The sequence below is a fragment of the Endozoicomonas sp. Z74 genome, from assembly GCF_057680865.1.
Window position 1 is genome coordinate 25,602 of record NZ_JBLYZI010000029.1, and the last position, 21,377, is coordinate 46,978.

18 protein-coding genes are annotated in these 21,377 nt (G+C 53.1%); 8 read left to right on the forward strand and 10 right to left on the reverse strand.

Features of this window, described 5'->3' with window-relative positions; genetic code table 11:
• Nucleotides 1–80: 80 nt before the first annotated feature.
• From gcvP to ACNRUY_RS10725, 3 genes are all read right to left on the reverse strand, one after another.
• On the reverse strand, nt 81–3,014 hold the full coding sequence (gene gcvP, locus ACNRUY_RS10715; protein WP_488111624.1) for an aminomethyl-transferring glycine dehydrogenase: 2,934 nt from the start codon (nt 3,012–3,014) through the stop codon (nt 81–83).
• Nucleotides 3,015–3,130: 116 nt separating this feature from the next.
• Nucleotides 3,131–3,520 carry a glycine cleavage system protein GcvH gene (gene gcvH, locus ACNRUY_RS10720; protein WP_488111625.1) on the reverse strand — a complete coding sequence of 130 codons (390 nt, stop codon included), beginning with the start codon at nt 3,518–3,520 and terminating at the stop codon, nt 3,131–3,133.
• A 64-nt stretch (nt 3,521–3,584) separates the two neighbouring features.
• The gene (locus ACNRUY_RS10725; RefSeq protein ID WP_488111646.1) at nt 3,585–4,964 is read right to left on the reverse strand and encodes an L-serine ammonia-lyase; all 1,380 of its coding nucleotides are present in this window, start codon (nt 4,962–4,964) and stop codon (nt 3,585–3,587) included.
• 259 nt (nt 4,965–5,223) lie between these two features.
• On the opposite strand from ACNRUY_RS10725, the gene ACNRUY_RS10730 reads away from it, so the two are divergent.
• Together ACNRUY_RS10730 and ACNRUY_RS10735 are read left to right on the forward strand one after the other, a co-directional pair.
• Nucleotides 5,224–6,066 (forward strand): hypothetical protein, encoded by an 843-nt coding sequence (locus ACNRUY_RS10730; protein WP_488111626.1) that lies wholly within the window; start codon nt 5,224–5,226, stop codon nt 6,064–6,066.
• 201 nt (nt 6,067–6,267) lie between these two features.
• Nucleotides 6,268–6,939 (forward strand): helix-turn-helix domain-containing protein, encoded by a 672-nt coding sequence (locus ACNRUY_RS10735; RefSeq protein ID WP_488111627.1) that lies wholly within the window; start codon nt 6,268–6,270, stop codon nt 6,937–6,939.
• A 43-nt stretch (nt 6,940–6,982) separates the two neighbouring features.
• On the opposite strand, the gene ACNRUY_RS10740 is transcribed toward ACNRUY_RS10735, so the two are convergent.
• Entirely contained in the window at nt 6,983–7,630 is a 648-nt protein-coding gene (locus ACNRUY_RS10740) for a hemerythrin domain-containing protein (RefSeq protein ID WP_488111628.1), read from the reverse strand.
• 452 nt (nt 7,631–8,082) lie between these two features.
• On the opposite strand from ACNRUY_RS10740, the gene ACNRUY_RS10745 reads away from it, so the two are divergent.
• The 4 genes from ACNRUY_RS10745 (at nt 8,083) to ACNRUY_RS10760 (ending at nt 12,610) form a co-directional block, all read left to right on the forward strand.
• The gene (locus ACNRUY_RS10745) at nt 8,083–9,198 is read left to right on the forward strand and encodes an FAD:protein FMN transferase (RefSeq protein ID WP_488111629.1); all 1,116 of its coding nucleotides are present in this window, start codon (nt 8,083–8,085) and stop codon (nt 9,196–9,198) included.
• Between the two features lie 113 nt (nt 9,199–9,311).
• Nucleotides 9,312–9,542 (forward strand): (Na+)-NQR maturation NqrM, encoded by a 231-nt coding sequence (nqrM, locus tag ACNRUY_RS10750; RefSeq protein ID WP_488111630.1) that lies wholly within the window; start codon nt 9,312–9,314, stop codon nt 9,540–9,542.
• 130 nt (nt 9,543–9,672) lie between these two features.
• Nucleotides 9,673–11,067 carry a Si-specific NAD(P)(+) transhydrogenase gene (gene sthA / locus ACNRUY_RS10755; RefSeq protein ID WP_488111631.1) on the forward strand — a complete coding sequence of 465 codons (1,395 nt, stop codon included), beginning with the start codon at nt 9,673–9,675 and terminating at the stop codon, nt 11,065–11,067.
• Between the two features lie 91 nt (nt 11,068–11,158).
• Nucleotides 11,159–12,610 carry an alkaline phosphatase gene (locus ACNRUY_RS10760; RefSeq protein ID WP_488111632.1) on the forward strand — a complete coding sequence of 484 codons (1,452 nt, stop codon included), beginning with the start codon at nt 11,159–11,161 and terminating at the stop codon, nt 12,608–12,610.
• A gap of 248 nt (nt 12,611–12,858) precedes the next feature.
• Here ACNRUY_RS10760 and ACNRUY_RS10765 read toward each other — a convergent pair whose 3' ends face one another.
• The 3 genes from ACNRUY_RS10765 to codB form a co-directional block, all read right to left on the reverse strand.
• Nucleotides 12,859–13,728: a glycerophosphodiester phosphodiesterase family protein gene (locus ACNRUY_RS10765; protein WP_488111633.1), complete on the reverse strand. Its 870-nt coding sequence runs from the start codon at nt 13,726–13,728 to the stop codon at nt 12,859–12,861.
• Between the two features lie 109 nt (nt 13,729–13,837).
• On the reverse strand, nt 13,838–15,130 hold the full coding sequence (codA, locus tag ACNRUY_RS10770; protein WP_488111634.1) for a cytosine deaminase: 1,293 nt from the start codon (nt 15,128–15,130) through the stop codon (nt 13,838–13,840).
• A complete protein-coding gene (codB, locus tag ACNRUY_RS10775) occupies nt 15,127–16,383 on the reverse strand; it encodes a cytosine permease (protein ID WP_488111635.1) in 1,257 nt (418 codons plus the stop codon). Before codB ends, codA begins: the two co-directional genes overlap by 4 nt.
• A gap of 572 nt (nt 16,384–16,955) precedes the next feature.
• On the opposite strand from codB, the gene ACNRUY_RS10780 reads away from it, so the two are divergent.
• Together ACNRUY_RS10780 and ACNRUY_RS10785 are read left to right on the forward strand one after the other, a co-directional pair.
• Complete coding sequence (locus ACNRUY_RS10780; RefSeq protein WP_488111636.1) at nt 16,956–18,302, forward strand: MATE family efflux transporter; 1,347 nt, start codon at nt 16,956–16,958, stop codon at nt 18,300–18,302.
• Between the two features lie 95 nt (nt 18,303–18,397).
• Nucleotides 18,398–19,561, forward strand: a complete 1,164-nt coding sequence (locus ACNRUY_RS10785; protein WP_488111637.1) for an SPOR domain-containing protein — start codon at nt 18,398–18,400, stop codon at nt 19,559–19,561.
• A 52-nt stretch (nt 19,562–19,613) separates the two neighbouring features.
• Here ACNRUY_RS10785 and ACNRUY_RS10790 read toward each other — a convergent pair whose 3' ends face one another.
• The 3 genes from ACNRUY_RS10790 to ACNRUY_RS10800 form a co-directional block, all read right to left on the reverse strand.
• Complete coding sequence (locus ACNRUY_RS10790; RefSeq protein ID WP_488111638.1) at nt 19,614–19,949, reverse strand: SMR family transporter; 336 nt, start codon at nt 19,947–19,949, stop codon at nt 19,614–19,616.
• A gap of 46 nt (nt 19,950–19,995) precedes the next feature.
• On the reverse strand, nt 19,996–20,394 hold the full coding sequence (locus ACNRUY_RS10795) for an SMR family transporter (protein ID WP_488111639.1): 399 nt from the start codon (nt 20,392–20,394) through the stop codon (nt 19,996–19,998).
• A 306-nt stretch (nt 20,395–20,700) separates the two neighbouring features.
• Nucleotides 20,701–21,279 (reverse strand): Smr/MutS family protein, encoded by a 579-nt coding sequence (locus ACNRUY_RS10800; RefSeq protein WP_488111640.1) that lies wholly within the window; start codon nt 21,277–21,279, stop codon nt 20,701–20,703.
• Between the last annotated feature and the right edge of the window lie 98 nt (nt 21,280–21,377).

The following is a 21,377-nucleotide window of genomic DNA, read 5'->3' on the forward strand; positions in this document are numbered from 1 at the left end:
CCAGGACAGTGGCCTGTTGTTTGTGAGGGAAAGGGCATCACGACCCTTTCTCTTTTTAAATAAACACCCTAGTCCGGTGATTACCGATAGCAGTCAATATCCGGGCAGGAACAGACAAAGTTTCGATCGCCGTATACGTTGTCAATCCGGTTGCTGGCGGGCCAGTACTTGGCAAGACGGCTGGTGGCAGAAGGGAAGGCCGCCAGTTCCCGGCTGTAGGGACGGTTCCAGTCACTGTCGGCCAGGTCTGTCATGGTGTGGGGAGCCTGACAGAGCGGATTGTTGTCCTGGGGCCATTCACCACTGGCTACTTTGTCAATTTCACCCCGGATGGCGATCATCGCCTCAATAAACCGGTCGATCTCTTCTTTGGACTCGGACTCGGTGGGTTCAATCATCAGAGTACCGGCCACCGGGAATGACATGGTAGGGGCATGGAAGCCGTAATCCATCAGTCGTTTGGCAATGTCCTCTTCGGAGATGCCGGTGGACTCTTTGAGGGGACGGATGTCGATAATGCACTCATGGGCGACCCGGTTGTTGCGCCCCCGATAAAGCACCGGGTAGTGTCCGGCGAGTTTTTCAGCCATATAGTTGGCGCTGAGGATGGCCACTTCAGTGGATTGTCTTAATCCTTTTGCGCCCAGCATAACAATGTACATCCAGCTGATGGGCAGGATGGAGGAGCTGCCAAAGGGGGCGGCAGACACGGCGCCGACACCTTCATGGCCGCCTTCGATGGGGCTGACGCAATGATTGGGCAGGTAGGGCGCCAGATGGCTTTTCACTCCGATAGGGCCCATGCCCGGCCCACCGCCACCATGGGGGATGGCAAAGGTCTTGTGAAGGTTCAGGTGAGAGACATCGGAGCCGATGTCACCGGGACGGGCTACACCCACCTGGGCATTCATATTGGCGCCGTCCATATACACCTGACCACCATGGTCGTGTACGATCTGGCAGAGGGTGCGGATCTCTTCTTCATAAACGCCGTGGGTGGATGGATAAGTCACCATCAATGCCGACAGGTGTTCACTGTGTTGCGCAGCCTTGGCTTTGAGGTCTTCCACATCCACATTACCGTTGGCGTCGCACTCCACAATAACAATTTTCATCCCCAGCATGGCGGCGGAGGCCGGGTTGGTGCCATGGGCCGAAGAGGGAATCAGGCAGATATTGCGATGGGCCTGACCGTTGGCCTCCTGATAATTGCGAATGGCCAGCAGACCGGCATACTCGCCCTGGGCCCCTGAATTCGGCTGCATGGAAATGGCATCGTAGCCGGTGATTTCCTCCAGGGCTTTTTCAAGTTCCTGAATCATGGTGGTATACCCTGGAACCTGGTCCCGGGGCACAAAGGGGTGGATATTGGCAAATTCCGGCCAGGAAACCGGCAGCATTTCCGAGGTGGCATTCAACTTCATGGTGCAGGAGCCCAGAGGAATCATGCCATGCACCAGGGAGTAGTCTTTGTTTTCCAGCTGCTTCAGATAACGGAGCAGGGCGGTTTCGGAATGGTGGCTGTTGAATACCGGGTGGCCCAGAATCTCATCCGTACGACGCTGGTCATCTGACAGCCCGACGACCTGGCGGGAGTGACAATTCTGGCTGTTGTCAGCACAGATCTGTCGGTCAATGGAGTCAACATTCAGCTCTTTGCCCTCGCCCATAAAGATATTGAACAGTTCAACAATATCTTCCTGACGGGTGGTTTCATCCAGGCTGACCCCCAGACGGTCAATTCCGATCCGGCGGAGGTTGCAGCCCAGTTTCAGGGCCCGCTGGTAAATGGTTTGCTGTTGGCTGCCGACCTTGAAGGTGAGGGTGTCGAAAAAGCGGTCATTGCACTGGAAGCCCATCTCCGTCAGGCCGTGGTGCAGAATACGGGTCAATCGATGCACCCGCTCGGCAATGGTTTTCAGACCCTGAGGGCCATGATACACCGCAAAGCTGGCCGCCATGTTGGCCAGCAGAGCCTGGGCGGTACAGATATTGGAGGTGGCCTTCTCCCGTCGTATGTGTTGTTCCCGGGTTTGCATGGCCATTCGCAGGGCAGGTTTTCCCCGGCTGTCCACCGACACACCAATGATCCGTCCGGGAACCGAGCGCTTCAGTTTTTCCGTGGTGGCAAAGAAAGCGGCATGGGGGCCGCCAAAGCCCATGGGAACACCAAACCGCTGGCTGTTGCCAAGGACAATATCCGCCCCCAGTTCACCGGGTGACTTCAAGAGCACGAGGGCCAGTAGATCGGTGGCTACGGAGACCATGGCTTTTTGTCCCCTGGCCGCCTGGATCACGGAGCCAATATCGGTAATGTTGCCATAGGTTCCGGGGTACTGGAGCTGGACCCCAAAGACTTCATGCTGACCAAGCCCGGTGTGAGGGTTACCCACTACCACTTCAATGTCCATATGGGCCGCGCGGGTCTTGATTACATCAATGGTCTGGGGGTGAACATCATCCGCTACAAAGAAAACGTTGCTTTTGCTGCGGTTGGAACGGCGGCAAAGCGCCATTGCCTCTGCTGCTGCTGTAGCTTCATCCAGCAGGGAGGCGTTGGCGATTTCCATGCCGGTCAGATCCATCACCATCTGCTGGTAGTTCAACAGCATTTCCAGGCGACCCTGGGAAATTTCCGGCTGGTAGGGGGTGTAGGCGGTATACCAGCCGGGGTTTTCCAGAACATTGCGCAGGATGACTGCGGGCACTTCGGTATTGTGGTAACCCATACCAATGTAGGATTTGTTTACGGTGTTCTGTCGGGCCAGAGAGCGCAGATAGTCCAACGCCTGTGTTTCACTCTGGCCCGGTTTCAGCTCAAGTTCGCGGTTCAGGCGAATGCTGCCGGGTACGGTTTCCTGGATCATGTCCTCCAGGGAATCCAGCCCCAGCTCATTGAGCATTGCCTGCTGCTGTGCCTGATCAGGGCCTATGTGGCGATGGGTAAAGGCGTCCTTATTCTCCAGCTCTGCCAGGGGGGGCTGGCGGGTACTCACGGGTGACTCAACGGCCATGTTTTTTTCCTGTATTCGTTCTGTTTCACACTTGCATGCCACTGTCCGGGGAGAAGAAAGTGGCTTTTATCCAGTGGCCATGGGCAATGATCAAAGCCCGAACCACTGTCGGTCTTTTAAGCGGTTTCTGCCAGTGATGCCTGGTACTGTTCAGTACTCAGCAGGGAGTTCAGTTCCTGAGGATTATCCAGTTGGATCCGGGCAATCCAGCCTTCGGTTAAAGGGGATTCGTTGATGGTTTCCGGGGCATCGTTCAATGCTTCATTGATGGCGAGTACACGACCACCGACCGGTGCATAAATATCGGAAGCGGCCTTGACGGATTCCACCAGGGAAAACTCATCACCGGCTTTGAAGTCTCTGTCAACCTCCGGCAGTTCCACAAACACAACATCGCCCAGCTGCTCCTGGGCGTGGTCTGTAATACCTACGGTGGCAGTACCATCACCATGGTTGATTAACCATTCGTGAGAAGGTGTAAATCTGTATTGATCAGTGTTTTCCATTACCAACATACCTGTTCTATTGTTGGGTCTAAAAAAAGAAGGGATGCACCCTGCCGGGAAGCAATCAGCACATCACCACGTTCACCGCTAACCCACCGGTTGCGGTTTCCTTGTATTTATCCTGCATATCCAGGCCGGTCTGGCGCATGGTTTCTATCACATCATCCAGGGAGACCCGGTGCTGACCATCTCCTTTTAACGCCAGACGGGCGGCATTGATGGCTTTGATCGCCCCCATGGTATTTCTTTCGATACAGGGCACCTGCACCAGGCCTGCGATGGGGTCACAGGTCAGGCCCAGGTTGTGTTCCATGCCGATTTCAGCGGCATTTTCAATCTGCTCATTATTGCCACCCTGAACCGCACACAGAGCCCCGGCTGCCATGGAGCAGGCCACTCCGATTTCGCCCTGGCAGCCCACTTCCGCCGCCGAGATAGAGGCGTTCTTTTTGTACAGCATGCCAATAGCCGCCGCGGTGGCCAGGAAGGTGCAAATACCCTCTTCGTTGCTTCCGGGTACAAATCGGACGTAGTAAGCCAGTACCGCTGGAATCACGCCCGCCGCCCCATTGGTGGGCGCCGTAACCACACGGCCCCCCACGGCATTTTCTTCATTGACGGCGATGGCGAACAGATTGACCCAGTCCATCACCTCAAGGTGATCTTTCTGGTCTTCGGGTTGGTTGAGAAGTTCCTGGTGCAGCTGGTGGGCACGACGCTGGACGTTCAATCCTCCGGGTAAGGTACCGGTTTGCTGACAGCCCCGGTCTATGCACTGCTCCATAACCTGCCAGAGGGTCAGAAGGTCTTTTCTGATGGTTCGGGTACGGCCCAGGTGCTGTTCATTTTCCAGAACGATTTCGGCAATGCTCAGACCGGTTTTATTTCCAATCTTAAGAAGATCCAGGGCGTTATTGAAAGGGTGGGGGATCTGTGGAGAAGTGGCGGACGGTTCAGTGGTCTGTTCTGTTTCTTCTTCGGAAAGGACAAAGCCGCCGCCAACGGAGTAATAGCTGTTGTGAAAAAGTTCCAGCCCGGTTTTGTCCAGCGCCCTCAGTGTCATACCGTTGGGGTGTTTGGGCAGGGACTGGCCATGGAGAAAAAGCAGGTGACGGGGTTCGTGAAAAGGGATCCTGTGCCGTTTTGCCAGGTACAGTTGGCCGGTTGTCCGTACATGGTTGATCAGTTCCGGTGCCAGATCCGGGTCAAGCTGATCCGGTCGTTCCCCCATCAGTCCGAGCATCACTGCGGTATCTGTGGCATGTCCTTCTCCGGTCATGGCCAGGGATCCGTAGAGCTCAATACGCACCTCCGCCGTCTGGGGCAGCTGGTGCCTTTGCTCCAGCTCGGCAATAAACCGGTTGGCGGCCACCATGGGGCCAACGGTGTGGGAGGAAGAAGGTCCTACGCCGATTTTGAAAAGATCAAGAATACTCAAGCCCATAGCGATGGCTCCGTCAGCTGCTAGCCGCATTGAGACTGCCAGGTGTGCTTTATCAACATCAACGACCGGTCAGGCCAGTGAACTGCTCCTGTAGAGTGTTGCTTTTTTTATGGCCGTTTTTGTATAAGAAGAAGCCTATCAATACCTTTCTTTCACATCAATAGAAAAATTTCCAATAGGAAACTTTGGTTGATTGGCTGACCAATTTCTGAAGGGACTAGACTGATTTGTGCTTTCGTGCTGTTAGAGATGGCCAGTGATGACCCGTTTTTTGTACCGCTGTATTCTGCTGCCAGGGCTCCTCGGCCTTTGTTCCTTTATAGAGGGGGCTCTGGGTGATGTGGAGGGGATTGAGTATAGAGCTCAGACCTTCAACCTGTATGCCTTCCACTCGGGCTTCCTGATACTCTGGTTTGTGGAGCCTAAGGAGGGTGCTTCAACGGGTAGCAAAACCGGTGTGTCTGATTTACAGGGGTTGAACGGCTATCAGCAATTTGAGCGGATGCCATGCATGGATAAACAGTTCTGGCCCAGAAAAGTTCTGCTGCAGGGGGTAAAGTTTCTGCACTCGGTAATGGAGGGGGGCTATGACCCGTTACCGCTATTCACCTCCAGGGAAATCCATACTTCGGGTGCAGCAGGGGAGCTAGATGGGAGCCTTTATAATCCAGAAGGGCATTTTCCTTTCTGGATGGCAGGCTACAACCGTTCAATGATTGGCTGTGATGGTCAGGGGGTTCTTGTTTATATGGTGCGGCGGGGAGGTGCAGGTGCGGGAAATGCGGCGGCTGTCGAGCCCGGTTTTTTTAGGCAGCTTGGAGGGCAGGTTGCAGCTATTTTCTGTTGTCGCCGTTTGCCATCACAGAGCACTATAACCCTGGAGGACATGGAGGGAGGTGAAGTGGCGCTTAGCATGAGTCCTGATTTGCAAATGGCATTTAGCCGATTGTTAAAAAAGAATGCTGTAAAAGAGGAGGCTACAGCCAATAGTTGTCAAGTGGAAGGAAAAAGGGAGCCGCACCATCAGCGGGATGATGATGAGCCGGATAAATCCCCTGCTGTTCAAAGAGGTCTTTTTTGCTGCCCCTGTCCGGTAAAGTGATTCAGGCCAGGGTTTTATTTGCCGGATTCCCGTATAGGTGTAGCAGTAATATTCTTTCCTGTAGGAAAACAGGTTTCCTATCCGCGTACTTTCCAGTGAAACCTGTGTATGATGAATCACTTTCCCTGTGACTGAATGTGAAGACTGGATCATCAGGCAGGATTTCTGGAAGTGCTCGATTAAGGGAGTGCCGGGAGCCTTATGTCGGAACAGACTGAATTTCTCAAACACCAGAAGAGGCAGAGCAAACCCTCAGTGGTCATCACCCGTCGTGTTGGTACGGACCAGCCTGCGGCCAGCCAGCCTGAGGCATCGGTTGAGCCGTTACAGCTGGGCAAGCGGGTCAGGGCGATCCGGCTCAGCCAGAAGCTGACCCTCGATGAGGCCAGCAAGAAAACCGGCCTGGCTCGTTCCACGCTGTCCAAAATTGAGAATGAACAGATTTCCCCCACCTTTGCTGCAGTGAGCAAGCTGGTGAATGGCCTGGGTATCGATATTCCCCAACTGTTCGCCCAGCCCACTAAACAGATCCGTGCCGGTGGCCGCCGGGATATTACCCGCAAAGGAGAAGGCAAGCTTCACCCCACCACCACTTATGAGCATGAATTGCTGGCGACAGAGTTGTCCGGCAAGAAAATGATCCCTTATCGTACAACGGTGCGAGCCCGTACGTTTGATGAGTACCAGGAGTGGGTCCGTCATGATGGCGATGAGTTCTTGCTGGTGCTCAGTGGCAGTTTGCTGCTTTACACCGAGTATTATCAGCCTGTTGAGCTGTTTGAAGGGGACAGCGCTTACTACGATGCCGAGATGGGGCATGCCCTGGTCTCCACCAGTGAGGCTGATGCAGTGATACTGTGGGTGACGGCGTGAAACGGGGGGTGCTTTTCATAAGCGGAACCAAGAAAAAACAGGGTTACAAGGCCGCGATTCGGTTGTATTCGTCTTCGTCCAGGACACCTTGCGCGACTTGGATCAGCTGTTCGAAGAAAGGCCCGGGTGACCCTTGCTTTAATAGCTGAATTAAGACGGTCCTTTCGTTGGGAGACAGTGAGGGGACAATGTATTTAAACCACAGCAGCGTTTGCCCGGGAGTAAAGCTGTCCATCACCCTGGTGTGCAGGGCACTGATTTCATCATCACTGAAATGCTCCCATAAAACCGGAAGCAGCCGGGATTCTTCACTTTGCATGTGCAGCAAAAGCTGGGGGATCACCTGGTTAGCTTCGGTTCGAACCTGCTCATACTGTTCTGCAGTAACTGTGTCCAATAATGCCTGGAATTGCTGATCAAGTTGTTTCACCTGCTGTTCCAGCCTGTGGTGCTCCTCTATATCCTCCTGCTGATTAAAGGCCTGGCCTGATTTATCTATGATGGCCGGTAGAAGTACATTATCTTCTGATTCGGAGTGGTTAAAGAAAAGAAACCTGAACTCATCCCATTGTGTTTTTATGGCATGGATGCTGTCCTCGTTGTCAGGGTCTGTACAATCAAGGCTGGTCAGTAAACCAGTCATGGCGTGGCGAAGCCCTTTATGGGGAAAGGCGTAAGGGTTGTGGCGCATACTAAGCCTCTGTGTGGGATGCAATGTATGACCACTATAGAAGGTATTTCAGTAGAAGCAGGGGAAGGCCTGAGTCGTGGAGAAAGTGTCTGCTTTTTTTTTAAAGTCTTTTTCCTGGCGTTGTTTCAGAGCCCGTGAAGCCCTGAACCGGCCCCATGTATGCTCTGCTGGTGAGTATGGCCGCCTGTATCACTCCAGTCCTGCAGCCTGTTGAAACAGGGTGTGTCACCGTGGGTCTAATCCCTGATGATAATGCCTTATACCGGTGTTAAACTCCCCCTTCGAAATGGCAGCTGGTGCTATAAACGGCGTTTTATCCAGCAGCCTTGCTTTGAGCTGTGCCGGGTTGTCCACACGATGTGTTCTGGCCAGTCTGTCCGGGCTATGGCCTGGACAACCATTATTCCAGTTGTTGTCAGTGAGCCCTGGACGGTTGCCCCAAGGAGTTGTCTTTGCTTTCGCGGTCCTACAAACGATCATTGCTGCTGGGCGGTATTCTGCTGCTGGTGGCGTTTTATATTTTAAGTACCCGCCCAAGGCTGTACAGTTTCCAGGGACAGATCATGGGGACTTCTTACCATGTCAGTTATGTGGCGACGTTGTTTAACCATCCGGTGAAGAAAGTGTCGGCCCGGGTGCATGAGGCTCTGGCCGATGTGGACCGGCGCATGTCCACTTATAAAGCGGACTCAGAGCTGATGCAGTTTAACCGGGCTCCCGTGGGCAAGCCTTTTAATGTTTCCCCGGATATCGTCCAGCTGGTGATGGAGGCGGAAGAGATCTCCCGGATGTCGGACGGTGCTTATGATATCACCGTGGGGCCGCTGGTTAACCTCTGGGGCTTTGGCCCTACCCACTGGGACAAGCCGGGTAAGGAAGTCCCTGATTCTGAAGCCAGTGCCCTGGCCAATGCCCCTGAGTTTGTCCAGTGGATGGTGAATCATTATCCGGGACAGTTGCCGTCGGAAGAGGCTATCACAGAGGCCCTGGCAAAAGTGGGTTATCAGAGCCTGAAAGCGGATCCGGTGAAGTCCACCCTGACACGATTCAAACCGCTGTTTGTGGATCTGAGTTCCATTGCCAAAGGCTACGGCGTGGATCAGGCGGCGGCTGCCTTGAGGGAGCAGGGAATTAATGATTATATGGTCGAGGTGGGCGGAGAAGTGCTGGTCATGGGCGTCAAGCCGAACCAGCAGCCGTGGCGACTGGCGGTCATAGGCCCGGAAATGGGGCAGAATGGTGTGTCGGCTCTGGTGGAACCGGGAGACAAAGCCCTGGCAACCTCAGGTGATTATCTGAATTTCTTTGAGATTGATGGCAAGCGCTACTCCCATACCATCAATCCTGCTACGGGTTGGCCTGAAGCCAAGCGGGTGGCGGAAGTGGCGGTGATTGCGGATACCTCTGCCCGTTCTGATGCCCTGGCCACGATGTTGATGGTACTGGGTGATGAAAAAGGCCTGGAACTGGCCAACCGCCTGGGTATTGCTGCCCGCTTTGCCTATTATACAGAGAGCGGTTTTGCCACGGTGACCAGTGAGGCTTTCAAGCCCTATCTGGTTAAATAATTGCGGTCAAATTGCTGAGTCTGGTTTTGTGTAAACTGCGCCGCCAGTTCCGGAGTATCTGAAACGGCACCGGGCGGCCAGTAAGATGAAAAGTGAGTTTAAGGAGGTCGGTCATGACCATCATGCTGATTACATTTGGTGCGTTTCTGTTGCTGATCGCCGCCATGGCTGTGGGGGTTATCTTTGCCAACAAGCCGATCAAGGGGTCCTGTGGTGGCCTGAGCAACCTGGGGTTGAAAGATGGCTGTGTGATTTGTGGCGGCGGCGATAAAACCGACCCTCTCTCTGAAATGCCGGATGACCTGTTTTATGATGCTGCAGCGGCAGGTCATAAACAGGCATAGGTTTTAAAAGCGCTGAGGGGGCAGCGGGGTTTCAGGGAAGCGTTCTTGATGTTATGAAAAGCTCCCGCGATAAAAAGCGGGCACTCTATTTTTAATAACCATAACCATTATACCGGGGGTTCCTTAATCGATGGGTCTCAATAAATACGACCTCGTCATCCTTGGGTCGGGTCCCGCGGGTGAGGGGGCGGCCATGAATGCCGTCAAGCTGGGAAAAAAAGTGGCCGTGGTGGAGCAGTTCAACTTTGTCGGGGGCAGTTGCACGCATCTGGGCACTATCCCTTCCAAGGCTCTCCGTCATTCCGTCAAGCAGATCATGGACTTCAATACCAACCCCATGTTCCGGGAAATCGGTGAGCCCCGCTGGTTCAGTTTTCCCAAAGTACTGAAGCGGGCTGAGTCGGTGATCCAGAAGCAGGTTCAGTCCCGGACCATGTATTATGCCCGGAACCGGATTGACCTGTACTTTGGGCGGGGGGCTTTTGTGGATGAGCACACCCTGGAGGTGGTGGAATCCAGTGGTAATACGGAACGGCTTTACGGTGACAGTTTTCTGATTGCCACAGGTTCACGCCCCTATCATCCCCCGGATGTGGACTTTCAACACCCGAGGGTGTTTGACAGCGATAGCATCCTTGAACTCGCTTCCACGCCCCGTCGAATGATCATCTATGGAGCCGGTGTCATAGGTTCCGAATACGCCTCCATCTTCTCAGGCCTGGGCGTGCTGGTGGATCTGGTAGATACCCGTGAGCGGCTGTTGTCGTTTCTGGACAAGGAAATCTCCGATGCCCTGGGTTATCAGCTGCGTAAGATGAATGTCATCATCCGTCATAATGAAGAGTTCCAGAAAGTGGAAACCCTGGATGATGGAGTGGTTCTGCACCTTAAGTCCGGTAAAAAGCTTAAGGCTGACTTGTTGCTGTGGGCCAACGGCCGGACCGGAAACACCCAGGCCATGGGGCTGGAGTCCATTGGTCTTAAGGCCAATAACCGTGGCCAGCTGGAAGTGAATGAAAGTTACCAGACCAGTATTCCCCACATATACGCCGCTGGAGATGTGGTTGGCTGGCCCAGTCTGGCCAGTGCCGCCTATGACCAGGGGCGTTCTGCAGCCGCTCACCTCAGCAACCATCCTGACTGGCATTATGTCAACGAAGTACCCACCGGAATCTATACCATTCCCGAGATCAGTTCCCTGGGACGAACCGAAGAAGAGTTGACCGCTGAGGCCGTTCCCTATGAAGTGGGCAAGGCGTTTTTCTCCCGGCTGGCCCGCGCCCAGATCACCGGTGAAGTCGTCGGTATGCTCAAGATCCTGTTTCACCGTGACACCCTTGAGGTGCTGGGCATTCACTGTTTTGGTGACCAGGCTTCAGAGATTGTCCACATTGGTCAGGCGGTCATGCGGCAAAAGGGGGAAGCAAATACCCTGCGCTACTTCCTGAACACCACCTTCAACTATCCGACCATGGCGGAGGCTTACCGGGTTGCTGCCCTGGATGGCCTGAACCGGTTGTTTTAATCTTTTCGACAGGCTGCAGGCCTCCTTCCGGAGGCCTGGCTCCTTATGGGACAAAACGAACGCACTATAACAAGAAAAAAAAGGTGTATTTATGCAGTTCTCTCTATTGCGTGTTTCTGCGGTCTCGGCCTCCCTGTTCACCCTTATTGCTTTGATACTGACAACGGTTTTTTCTGCCTTCTCAAATCCGGCTTTTGCAAAAAAGATTGAGCCCCCGCGGAATGTGGTTCTCGTGATCGGAGACGGCATGGATGATCATCAGATCACCATGGCCCGTAACTATTTTGCCGGAGCGCGGGGACGGGTTGTTCTTGATCATATGCCGGTGCGCAGTGCCGTCCAGGTTCTCAGTGTGTCTGAGCACCAGCCTGATAAGACCATTTATGTTGCGGATTCTGCCAACAGTGCAACGGCCATGGCGACGGGTGAAATAACCAGTCGTGGTCGCATAGCGACCTCGGCACACACAGACCGTGATTTGACCACGCTGGTAGAGCTAGCCTCTGGAAGAGGCTTTAAGACGGGTATTGTCACAACGGCCAGTGTTACTGATGCATCACCGGCCTCTTTTGTGGCCCACATCAGCCATCGAAACTGTGAAAACCCTGAAATGATGGCAGATGCTCTCTATTACAACCGGGTGCCGGTGGACTGCTCCCAGGACACCCGGGCCAAAGGGGGGAAGGGGTCTATTGCTGAGCAACTGGCGGTATCCCCTCTTGATGTACTGATGGGGGGAGGGAAAAGCCATTTTTTAATAACAGCAGAGGGCGATCGTCGCACGGTTCTGGAGCAGGCTGAAGCCCATGGTTTTCAAGTGCATACGGAATTCAATGCTCTGGAAGACCAAAGTCTGGATAAGCCCCTGTTCGGTCTTTTCGCTGAGGATCACTTGCCGGTGCAAATGATCGCGGAAGGTGACCGGGAAGCGGAGTTGCCAGATCCCAGCCTGTTGAACCACCTTCATAAATACCTGGGCAGTGTTGAATTGCCGGAGCCTCTGGCTTGTGTGGCAAACCCGGATGCCAGTCATGCCCCGACGCTCAGTGAGATGACCGGGCTTGCCTTGGAGCGTCTGTCCAGCAATAACCCCCGTGGCTTTTTTCTGATGGTGGAATCTGCCTCCATTGATAAAGAGTCACACAAGCGCCGTCCCTGTGGGCAATTGGGAGAAATGAAGCAGCTGCTGGATACGGTGGAGCGGGTGCTTGCTTTTGCGAAGTCCCATCCGGAGACACTGGTGCTGGTCACTGCGGATCATGGTCAGGCGGCACAGATCGTGCCGGATGAAAGTTTGTTCGCTGACTTTCGGGTACCGGTTTTTACCCCGGGACACCTGGCTCGGGTGAAAACTCCGGAGGGTGGTATTATGGCGGTAAATTACGCCACCAACCGTTTCCCCAGGGAAGAGCATACCGGAGTGAATGTGCCGCTGTTTGCCAACCGGCCGCTGGTGGCGGAAAAAGGGGAGAGTCGTATATCTGCCCTGGTCAGCCAGCCCGACCTGTTTCATATGATGGTCGGGCACCTTGGTCTGGAGTAAGACAGGTTATACCGAAGCCCTGGTCGTTGATCTTGAGGTCTCTGCCCATTTTCCCTCACCCCGGCCCTCTCCCAAAGGAGGTTGTCACAAAAGGCAGCGAACGCAGGCAAGACAAGGCAAAAAATGGCGAAAAAGCGCAGTTTACAGGTAGTAAATGAGCATTTTGAGCCATTTTTTAACGCCGTATTGTCAAGTGCAGCCCTTTTGCGACAGCCTCAAAGGGAGAGAGGGTCAAACTTTTGGTGTGGTCAGGACTCAGGTAACAGGGCGTTCAGGCGGTCAGGATAATCGGTAATAATCCCTTCTACGCCCATCTCTATTAACTGGCTCATAACTTCGGTGTCATTTATGGTCCAGACATCGACCCGGATTCCTCTTCTCCTGGCGGCCTTCAGCAAGGAGGGGGTGACGACCTGGATGCCGGAATCCTCCATGGGAACCTGCATGGCGTAGCCCTTGACCGGTAGCAGATGGGAGAGCCCGAGTTTCTCAAGAATCACAAAGTGTTTGATTTCACGGGCTGACATGGACGTCGCCACCTCTGGACAAAGGGAGCGGAATTCTTTCAGAGTTTCGTCCTTGAAAGAGGCGACAATGGTTTTCTGTTCAATCTTGTGCTGACGCAGGGTTTTGCAAAGTTGCTCTGCAATACTGGGACTGGCCTGTTTGATCTCCATCAGGTAATGGGCACCAGAGGTCCCCTCTATAAGCTCGCTTAATGTGGGGATGGTAATGCCCTGCCCACGAAAGCGGAATGTGCCTTGCGCTTCAGGATCGTGTTTGAAGCCTGCATCCAGCGTCTTCAATTCCACCAGTGTTTTCTCCCGGATCATGCCTGAACCGTTGGTGGTCGCATTGACGGTATCATCGTGGCGAACAATCAGCTGTCCATCTTTGCTGGCATGAAGGTCCAGCTCAATGATGGCGCCCAGTGAGTGAGAAAGCTCTGCAGCTTCCCGGGTGTTATTTGGTTTCAGGCCCTGGCCGGAGCCGTGGGCAATGACCCGGAAGGTTGGAGAGCTCTCATAAAAGGAGGGGGTAGAGACAGTATTCACCGGGGGGATGATATACAGCGAGCCAAGGAGAATGGCGAAAGCAATAAGCAGTTTTTTCCACATAACAGGAGTCACTTGTTGTTGTTTTTATAGTCTCAGAACAGGGAACGATCATAGCAGGCTATAGGGGAAAAAATGAAGGCACGGATGAATTGTCCATGCCCTGAGAGAGTTAATTGAAGGTGTAGCTAAGGTCAACGGTTTTTGCCTGTCCACCCTGAATGATGGTTGATTTCGCCGGCACCGTGCTGGCAATAAGCTTTCCACGGCGGATTGAGTGAGTAACCACAGACTGACGGCGAACCGCATCAAACACGGTTTCAGAATCCAGCAGTATCAGGTTGGCCGGTTTTCCCACCTCTATGCCGTATTGATCTGAAATATTGAGACACTTGGCGCTGTTATGGGTGATCAGGTCGATGCCCTGGTTGATCTGGTCATAACCGGTCATCTGACAGCCCACCAGGCCCGTAAACAACACCAGAAGCATGTTTCCGCCCTGCATGGGAAACCACTGGTCGACAATGTCATCCTGTCCGAAGCAGGCATTGACTCCTGCCTCCAGCAACTCTGGAATCCGGGTAATACCGCGCCTTTTCGGATAGGACTCCATCCGCCCCTGGAGGTTCAGGTTGGTGACCGGATTGGCAATAAAGTGAATGCCGGAGTGCTTGAGTAACCGCATCAGTTTGAAGACATAGGCACTGTTATAGGAATGCATGGCGGTGGTGTGACTGGCAGTGACCCGGTTGCCCATGGAGCGCTCCAGTGCCAGGGTGGCCACGGTTTCCACAAAGCGGGACTGTTCGTCATCAATTTCGTCACAGTGTATGTCGATCAGACGATCGTATTTTTCAGCCAGTTCAAACACGGAGGTTAACGATTGAAGGCCATATTCCCGGGTATATTCAAAGTGCGGGATGCCCCCAACGGCTTCGGCACCCAGCTTCAGGGCTTCTTCCAGTAGCTCAGCCCCTTTCGGGAAGGACGGAATGCCCTCCTGGGGAAAGGCAACCAGCTGGATATCAATCAGGCCTGCCATTTTTTCACGGAGCTCCAACAGTGCATGCAGGGCCGTCAGGGAGGGATCCGTGGTGTCCACATGACTTCGGACATGCTGCACACCCTGAGCAATATACCAGTGCAGTGCTTTTTCTGCCCTGTGTAGAACGTCCTGGCGGGTCAGGCTTTGCTTGCGGTCCGACCAGTTCTGTATTCCCTCGAACAGGGTACCACTGCGATTCCAGACGGGCTGGCCTGCTGTCAGAACGGTATCAAGATGAACATGGGGATCGATAAAGGGAGGCAACGCCAGTTGTTCCTTTGCGTCGAGAACTTCCAGCTCATCAAGAAGGTTTGCCGACTGCTGAGAGCCTGCCGGGCTGATCGCACTGAACACACCGTTCCTGATTTCAATATCGAACAATCCCTGCTGTTGATGCAGGCGAACATTTTCAATTCTCACGATGCAGTCTCTTCAGCTTGTGGCAGTATTGCCTGAAAAAAAGCCAGTTTACTCAATAGCAGATGGCTGCCAGCGGCCACCACAACCCCATTTACCGGGGCGATGCCAGGCAGGGTCAGTGCGGCAGTTATGCCGGCAGCCCAGGCGATCATGGCCGCCGGGTTGATGGCGGGGAGTCTGGAAGGATTGAATTGAGGGTACTGACCTTTACGAATCAGGAAATAATCCACCAGCAGGACTGCGCCAACCGGGGGAAGTGCTGAGCTGAGCAGGCCAAGCCAGCCAACGAAGTTGTTATACAACCACAGGGCGAAGAGGGTGCCCAGTGCACCGTTGATCATAACAATCAAATTCTTGTTCTTGCCGGTGATGCTGGCAAAGCCAAGACCGGAGACGTAGAGAGCATTGTCATTGGTGGTCCATATGTTCAGTCCAAGAGTCAGCACCGCTGGGAGAATCAGTCCCTGAAGAAACATGACCTCGGCAATATCAGCCTGGCCGGTGACCATGGAGCCCACCGCACCAAAGGTAAACATCAGGCTGTTGCCAAGGAAAAAAGCAATCAGAGTGGCGCTGACGGCAATGCGTGGCGTGCGGGCAAAGCGGGTGAAGTCGGCAGTCAGTGTACCCCCGCTGATAAACGACCCTATGCAGATGCTGATGGCGGCGGCAAAGCCCATGGTTGAAGACGGCTCTATGGCAAACAGCCCTTCAAGCCCGCCAGCACTGATCACAGCTTCCCTGACGGAGAATCCTCCGAGCAATGCAATGGCCGGCACAGCCACAAAACTGAGGATGGTCAGTGCCTTAAAACCAAAGAAAGCGGTGGCAGTCATCAGAAAGCCGGAAACCAGTATCAGAGTATTGATACTGATGCCGGTGGCCTTGTTTACGGGCAGGGCAAACATGGCGACGCCCACTCCAAACCAGCCCACCTGGGTAAAGGCAAGAATCAGTGAGGTCAGCTTTCCGCCAGTCTGTCCAAAAGTAAACTGGGACAACAGATGAGTGGAAAGGCCGGTTTTGCTGCCTATATAGGCGAGCCCGGATGTGTAGGCTCCCAGAAGCAGATTGCCGGCCATCACGGTCAAAAGAAAGCTGGAAAAGTTCAATCCCTGGCCAAGGGTGCCACCAGACCACATGCTGGCGGAAAAGAAGGTAAATCCTACCATGACCACCAGTATGGGAAGAAAACCTTTGCGAGCCTGGCAAGGTACCGGGGAGTGAGCATAATCCTGAGAGTGTTCCGACATTGGTTCTCCAATCATTCCCAGAGAGTCTGGGTTGCGGTTTCAGGCAGCAAAGGTAGAAGGGACTGCCTGAAAGTCCATGGGATAATTACTGTTCAAGGGAGCCATAGAGCCGGGCGTTCATGCTATCAGAATGATCGTTCAAAGTCATTCAACGGTTTGTCGTAGCACTTTTCGGATGATTCAGGAGGGGAACGGGTTATATCCTGTGAAAAGCGTTTCTTGCTGAGGGAAACTGGGGTGTTAAGGCTGTGTTTTTTGTGAATTTGACCGATTTTTAGCGTATTTTTCCTTATTAAACCGGGTCGGAAATCCGTTTTAAGATAAGCCAACTATTATGAGTCTATCCGTTTTACACTTTTCGGTAATGCAATGATGAGCATTCAAATTACAGAGAACCTTTCAGGGCTGCTTCAGGCTGCTTCGGTTGTCTGTGCGCTTGTGGTTACCGGATGGAACCAGCCCACCGTCTATTAGCTGCTTTAGCCCTGTCACCCAAAAACAATTGAAAAATGCCACGACGGTGTTTTGTTGTGGTCTGTGATAAATTTGGACAAATGTCCGAAGGCTTAAGTATGTCTTTTACATTAAACGATTATTTTCGGGAAAAGCGCGCCCTGCTTTCACTTGCCCTGCCGTTGATGGGGGCCCAGCTGGTGATGGTGCTGGCTGGCTGTGTGGACACGGTGATGGCCGGCCAATACAGCTCCATCGACCTGGCTGCCGTTGCCGTGGCTTATACCACCTGGATACCTGTCAATGTGTTTCTGGTGGGGTTAATGATGGGAAAAACGGCATTTGTTGCCCAATTGGTCGGGGCTGATCGCCATGAGGATGTTCCCGACCTGGTTCACCAGGGGCTCAGGCTGGCGTTGTTTGCCGGGTTAGCGGGGCTGGCTGTCCTCTATTTCAGCCCCTGGCTGCTTGAATATACCGGCATGAGTGACCAATCCAGAACCATTGCCACCGGTTACCTTCACGCGGTGGCCTGGGGGATGCCCGGGGTGGCCATTAACCAGGTGTTGCGCAGTTATATGGAGGGACAGGGATATACCCGTTCGGTGATGATCATTCAGGTGGTTAGCCTGGCTTTTAATGTTCCGTTTAACTACGCAATGATCTACGGCAAGTTTGGCTTTCCTGAAATGGGTGGGGTCGGTTGTGGTTATGCTACTGCACTGATCATGTGGATGGCGCCGTTGTTGATGGCGCTGTATATAAAGCTGGATCGTTCTCTGCATCAGACCACGCCATGGAGGAAACCGGCAAAAATCGACTATGACAAGATCCGGCAGTTAGTGGCTGTTGGTCTTCCCATTGGCAGTACCCTGTTTGTTCAGTTTCTGGTATTTACCGCCATTACCCTGATGGTGACCCCTCTCGGGGAAACCATGGTGGGCGCCCATCAGATTGCCTTTAATATTTCCACGGTGCCCTTTGTTATTCCATCGGCGATTGGTGGGGCTTCAACGATTTTGATTGGTCAAGCCCTGGGGGCAGGCGATCGTGAACATGCCCGGTTCCGGGGCTGGGTGGGAGCAATGACCTGCCTGATGATTTGTTTGTTGATGGCTGTTCTGATCTGGGCTGGAGCCAGTGTCATTGTGCGATTGTACAGCAGTGATGTCAGTGCCGTTGAACTGGCTGAAAAACTGGTTCTCTATGTTGTGGTATACCATGTGTTCAGTGGTTTGCAGCAGGTATCTGCCTCTTCACTGAGAGGTTACAAGGATACCCGCAGGGTTATGATGATTATGCTGTTTTGTCTCTGGGGTATTGCGGTTCCCGTCGGTTTCGTTCTCGGTAGAACGGACTGGCTGGTGGCTCCAATGGGAGTCAGTGGTTTCTGGTCAGGGATTGTTCTGGCTTTTGCTGTGGCTGCGGTACTGACCCAGATTCGGCTGCATCGGATATCTCGATAAAGTGTGGATGGGGTAGTTTATTTGTCCGTTATGTGATAGTAGTGAAGGGAATAACACTCTTGTCTGGATGAACCAATTCAGGGAGATTCTGCAACATGGATGTTGGTTATCGAGTAGCGGCTGATAAACTGGGAGCGAATTTCGAATCCGATGAGCTTCCTCCCCCCGGTTATGAGAGTGCCCCTGAGAATCAGGTTGGGGGAGGAGGAAGTCACCGGGAGCTTCCCCGGCCTGGCTCCGTTTCAAAGTTCCGTTATATGCTGGTTGGGGCTGCCTGCCTTTTTCTGATCCAGCTGGTTTCTGCGGGAATGCTTCTGGCTCTTTTTGAAAGAACCAGCGTCGTTCAGTTGGCTTCTTTGCCGGGTTTGAACTCTGTGATTGAAATCAGCGGGATTTCCGTGGATCCTGGTCCCGCTGAACAGGTCACTTTTCAGGCTGAAGAAATGGAATCTCATTCAGAAATCTCCAGTCAGCTTCCCCTGGATGACTCAATGTTTATATCCTTTGAATCTGAGCCCAGTGGTTCAGGTGTTGAGGGGGGGGAGGAGCCCATTGATAATCACCAGAAATCCAGAACCGATGCTGACATTGTTGATACTGAGTTAAGGGAAGTGATTGAGTCCCCTTTTTCAGACCGGGTTAGTCTTGCTCTGAATAATGAAAACTCTGACCGGCTCGCAACAGAAGCCTCTCTGGAAAAAGAAGCTCCTGAAACGGCGATAGAAGTATCAGAACAGAATAGTCAGCTCTTGCCTGACACGGGGGGCGTTGTTGAAAAGAGCGTGACAGAAAAAGACGAAATTAAAAAGGAAATCCAAACCGAAGTACCCCTGGAAACTCCGGTGTCTGATGAGCCCATACAGGTTTTGCTGGCTGATATACCCCCAGTCGCTGTAGAGGCCGGCGCTGAAGGTGTTTCTGAAGCTTTGCCCGTGGCTGAAATGGGAAAAGAAGAGTCGCTTCAGGAAGGCTCTGGCGACTCAATAAAGAGTAACAATGCCCAGAATGTCGAGAAATCCCGGCAGCTATGGAAACTGCAAGTGGCGGCCTTTAAAAAATACAATAATGCCGAAAAACTCAGGCAGGAACTGTTAACCCGGGGCATTGACGCTTACATTGAAACCCGGACCAGTGCCGGCCAGAAAGTTCTGCATCGGGTGTATGCCGGACCCGCCGCCGGTAATTTTGAGTCAGTGAAAGAGACTCTGGAGACGGAACTGAACTTGGTATCCGGTCAAGTCAGCCCCTACAAGGGTTGAAGGTCAGGTGTTCAGGTGAGGGTGGCATGCCCTGACATGCCACTTTGCGGTTTTAAATGGAGAGTTTCAGAAAGACGACGGATACCAGAGTAATGGCGATTCCGAGGACTTTCACCGGGTGAAGGCTTTCATTAAACAGTATTTTACCCAGGAACGCAGTGGCAATGATGCCAATGGCTCCCCAGAGGGCGTAGGCAATGCTCAACTCAATGTTCTTCAGGGCAAAAGAGAGGAACACAAAGGCCGTTATCTGTACCAGCATGACCACCACTGCCAGGCGTTTTCGGGTAAAACCGTTAGAAAGCTTGGTCAGCACATTACCAATGATGTCACAGCCGGAGGCTGCAACCACCCAGGCTATGGCGATATAGGGAAAAGAGTCCGTCATTGTTTACATCCTTATTGCAAGTTGGCAGGCGATCGTTAGTCTGGAGTTAATGAGCACCTGCCAATGATGGCTGATTGACCCCTTCCTTTTTCTCCGACAGTTTTTCCCCCAGGTTCATCAACACCATGCCAGTCAACAGTGCGGCAATGGCGGCCATCTTAGTGGGGGAAAATGCTTCATCAAACATCCGCCAGGACATCAAGCTGATCAATAGCAGTCCAATGCCTTCCCACATGATATAGGCCAGGGCCAGGGGGATTTTCCGGACGGCCTGGGACAGGAAAAAGTAAGAAATGGAAATCAGCACGGCCATCAGGCCGTATTCCATGGCCAGAGTCAGCAACGCATTACCCGTTTCCGGAGAGTTGTCCGATGCCATTTTCATAAAGGACGTGCTGGCTACTTCGGTGACAATAGCCAGCAGGAGCATGATCCAGTAATACACAGGAATACCTCATCAATCGATAAAAAATAATAAAAAAAGCAGGATTCCGCCGAGGTCAGCCGCAAGGCGGCAAAAGGGAATGAGGTTCGCTAAAGCTCTGACCGCCAGTAGCGCTCAGAACTGAAAGAGAGGAAAATTGTAGAAAATGTATGGTTATATTGAGTCATTGGAAGCGTTGCGCTGTCTTTATCTCTAACAGCCTTTATTGAGCAACATCAGTCGTTTGTCATAAGGGGATATTATCATTTTATAAGAGCCCCGTCAGCTGTCATCGGTCAAAAGAGCGGTCTGTCCGCGGGCCTGTGGTCAGGACTGCTTTCTTTTTAACAGTACCAGCACTGAGCCGGTCCCCCCCTCACTGGGAGGAGCTGAGCAGAAGGCCAGCACTTCCGGTATTTGCTTCAGCCAATGGTTGGTGTGGCTTTTCAGGGTGGATTGGCGCTCTGTTGAACGGTGGGATTTTCCGTGAATGATCCGGACACAGGTGTATTTTTGATCCCTGGAAACCTGAATGAACTCATTCACCAGCTCCCTGGCCTCTTCCACCTTATATCCATGAAGATCCACCTGGTACTGGATGGGCAGAGTGCCCTGCCTGAGCTGGCGCAGCCGGGTCTGTTGAAGGCCGGGCCTGGAAAACTCAATGAACTGTTCAGGATCAATGGGCTCCACCCAGGCTTCCGATAAGGCGGCCCCTCCCCCAGGCTTTTCACGCTGGGCGGCTTCCCGTCTGGCCCTCAGGGTGCTTTCAGGAAGAGTGGCATTGGGGTTGCGTGGCTGGTTGTGACGCACCTTGCTGCTTTTTTTCCCGCTCAGGGGCTGAACATCGTTCATGGCTTCTTGAAAGCTTTTCTCTTCGTCTTGGTCAGGCATAGTGTTGGTCATTGTCAGCGTCAGACGCTGATGGTGGTGCAAACCGAAAAGCGGCTATTTTAGCGACAAATGCCGATACCGGAAAAGCGTCCTTTTGGATATTTGAGAGC

Bases quoted from the DNA above. Each gene is read 5' to 3' on its own strand.
- gcvP (WP_488111624.1), bottom strand. From the start codon at position 3,014: ATGGCCGTTGAGTCACCCGTGAGTACCCGCCAGCCCCCCCTGGCAGAG.
- gcvH (WP_488111625.1), bottom strand. From the start codon at position 3,520: ATGGAAAACACTGATCAATACAGATTTACACCTTCTCACGAATGGTTA.
- ACNRUY_RS10725 (WP_488111646.1), bottom strand. From the start codon at position 4,964: ATGGGCTTGAGTATTCTTGATCTTTTCAAAATCGGCGTAGGACCTTCT.
- ACNRUY_RS10730 (WP_488111626.1), top strand. From the start codon at position 5,224: ATGACCCGTTTTTTGTACCGCTGTATTCTGCTGCCAGGGCTCCTCGGC.
- ACNRUY_RS10735 (WP_488111627.1), top strand. From the start codon at position 6,268: ATGTCGGAACAGACTGAATTTCTCAAACACCAGAAGAGGCAGAGCAAA.
- ACNRUY_RS10740 (WP_488111628.1), bottom strand. From the start codon at position 7,630: ATGCGCCACAACCCTTACGCCTTTCCCCATAAAGGGCTTCGCCACGCC.
- nqrM (WP_488111630.1), top strand. From the start codon at position 9,312: ATGACCATCATGCTGATTACATTTGGTGCGTTTCTGTTGCTGATCGCC.
- sthA (WP_488111631.1), top strand. From the start codon at position 9,673: ATGGGTCTCAATAAATACGACCTCGTCATCCTTGGGTCGGGTCCCGCG.
- ACNRUY_RS10760 (WP_488111632.1), top strand. From the start codon at position 11,159: ATGCAGTTCTCTCTATTGCGTGTTTCTGCGGTCTCGGCCTCCCTGTTC.
- ACNRUY_RS10765 (WP_488111633.1), bottom strand. From the start codon at position 13,728: ATGTGGAAAAAACTGCTTATTGCTTTCGCCATTCTCCTTGGCTCGCTG.
- codB (WP_488111635.1), bottom strand. From the start codon at position 16,383: ATGTCGGAACACTCTCAGGATTATGCTCACTCCCCGGTACCTTGCCAG.
- ACNRUY_RS10780 (WP_488111636.1), top strand. From the start codon at position 16,956: ATGTCTTTTACATTAAACGATTATTTTCGGGAAAAGCGCGCCCTGCTT.
- ACNRUY_RS10785 (WP_488111637.1), top strand. From the start codon at position 18,398: ATGGATGTTGGTTATCGAGTAGCGGCTGATAAACTGGGAGCGAATTTC.
- ACNRUY_RS10790 (WP_488111638.1), bottom strand. From the start codon at position 19,949: ATGACGGACTCTTTTCCCTATATCGCCATAGCCTGGGTGGTTGCAGCC.
- ACNRUY_RS10800 (WP_488111640.1), bottom strand. From the start codon at position 21,279: ATGACCAACACTATGCCTGACCAAGACGAAGAGAAAAGCTTTCAAGAA.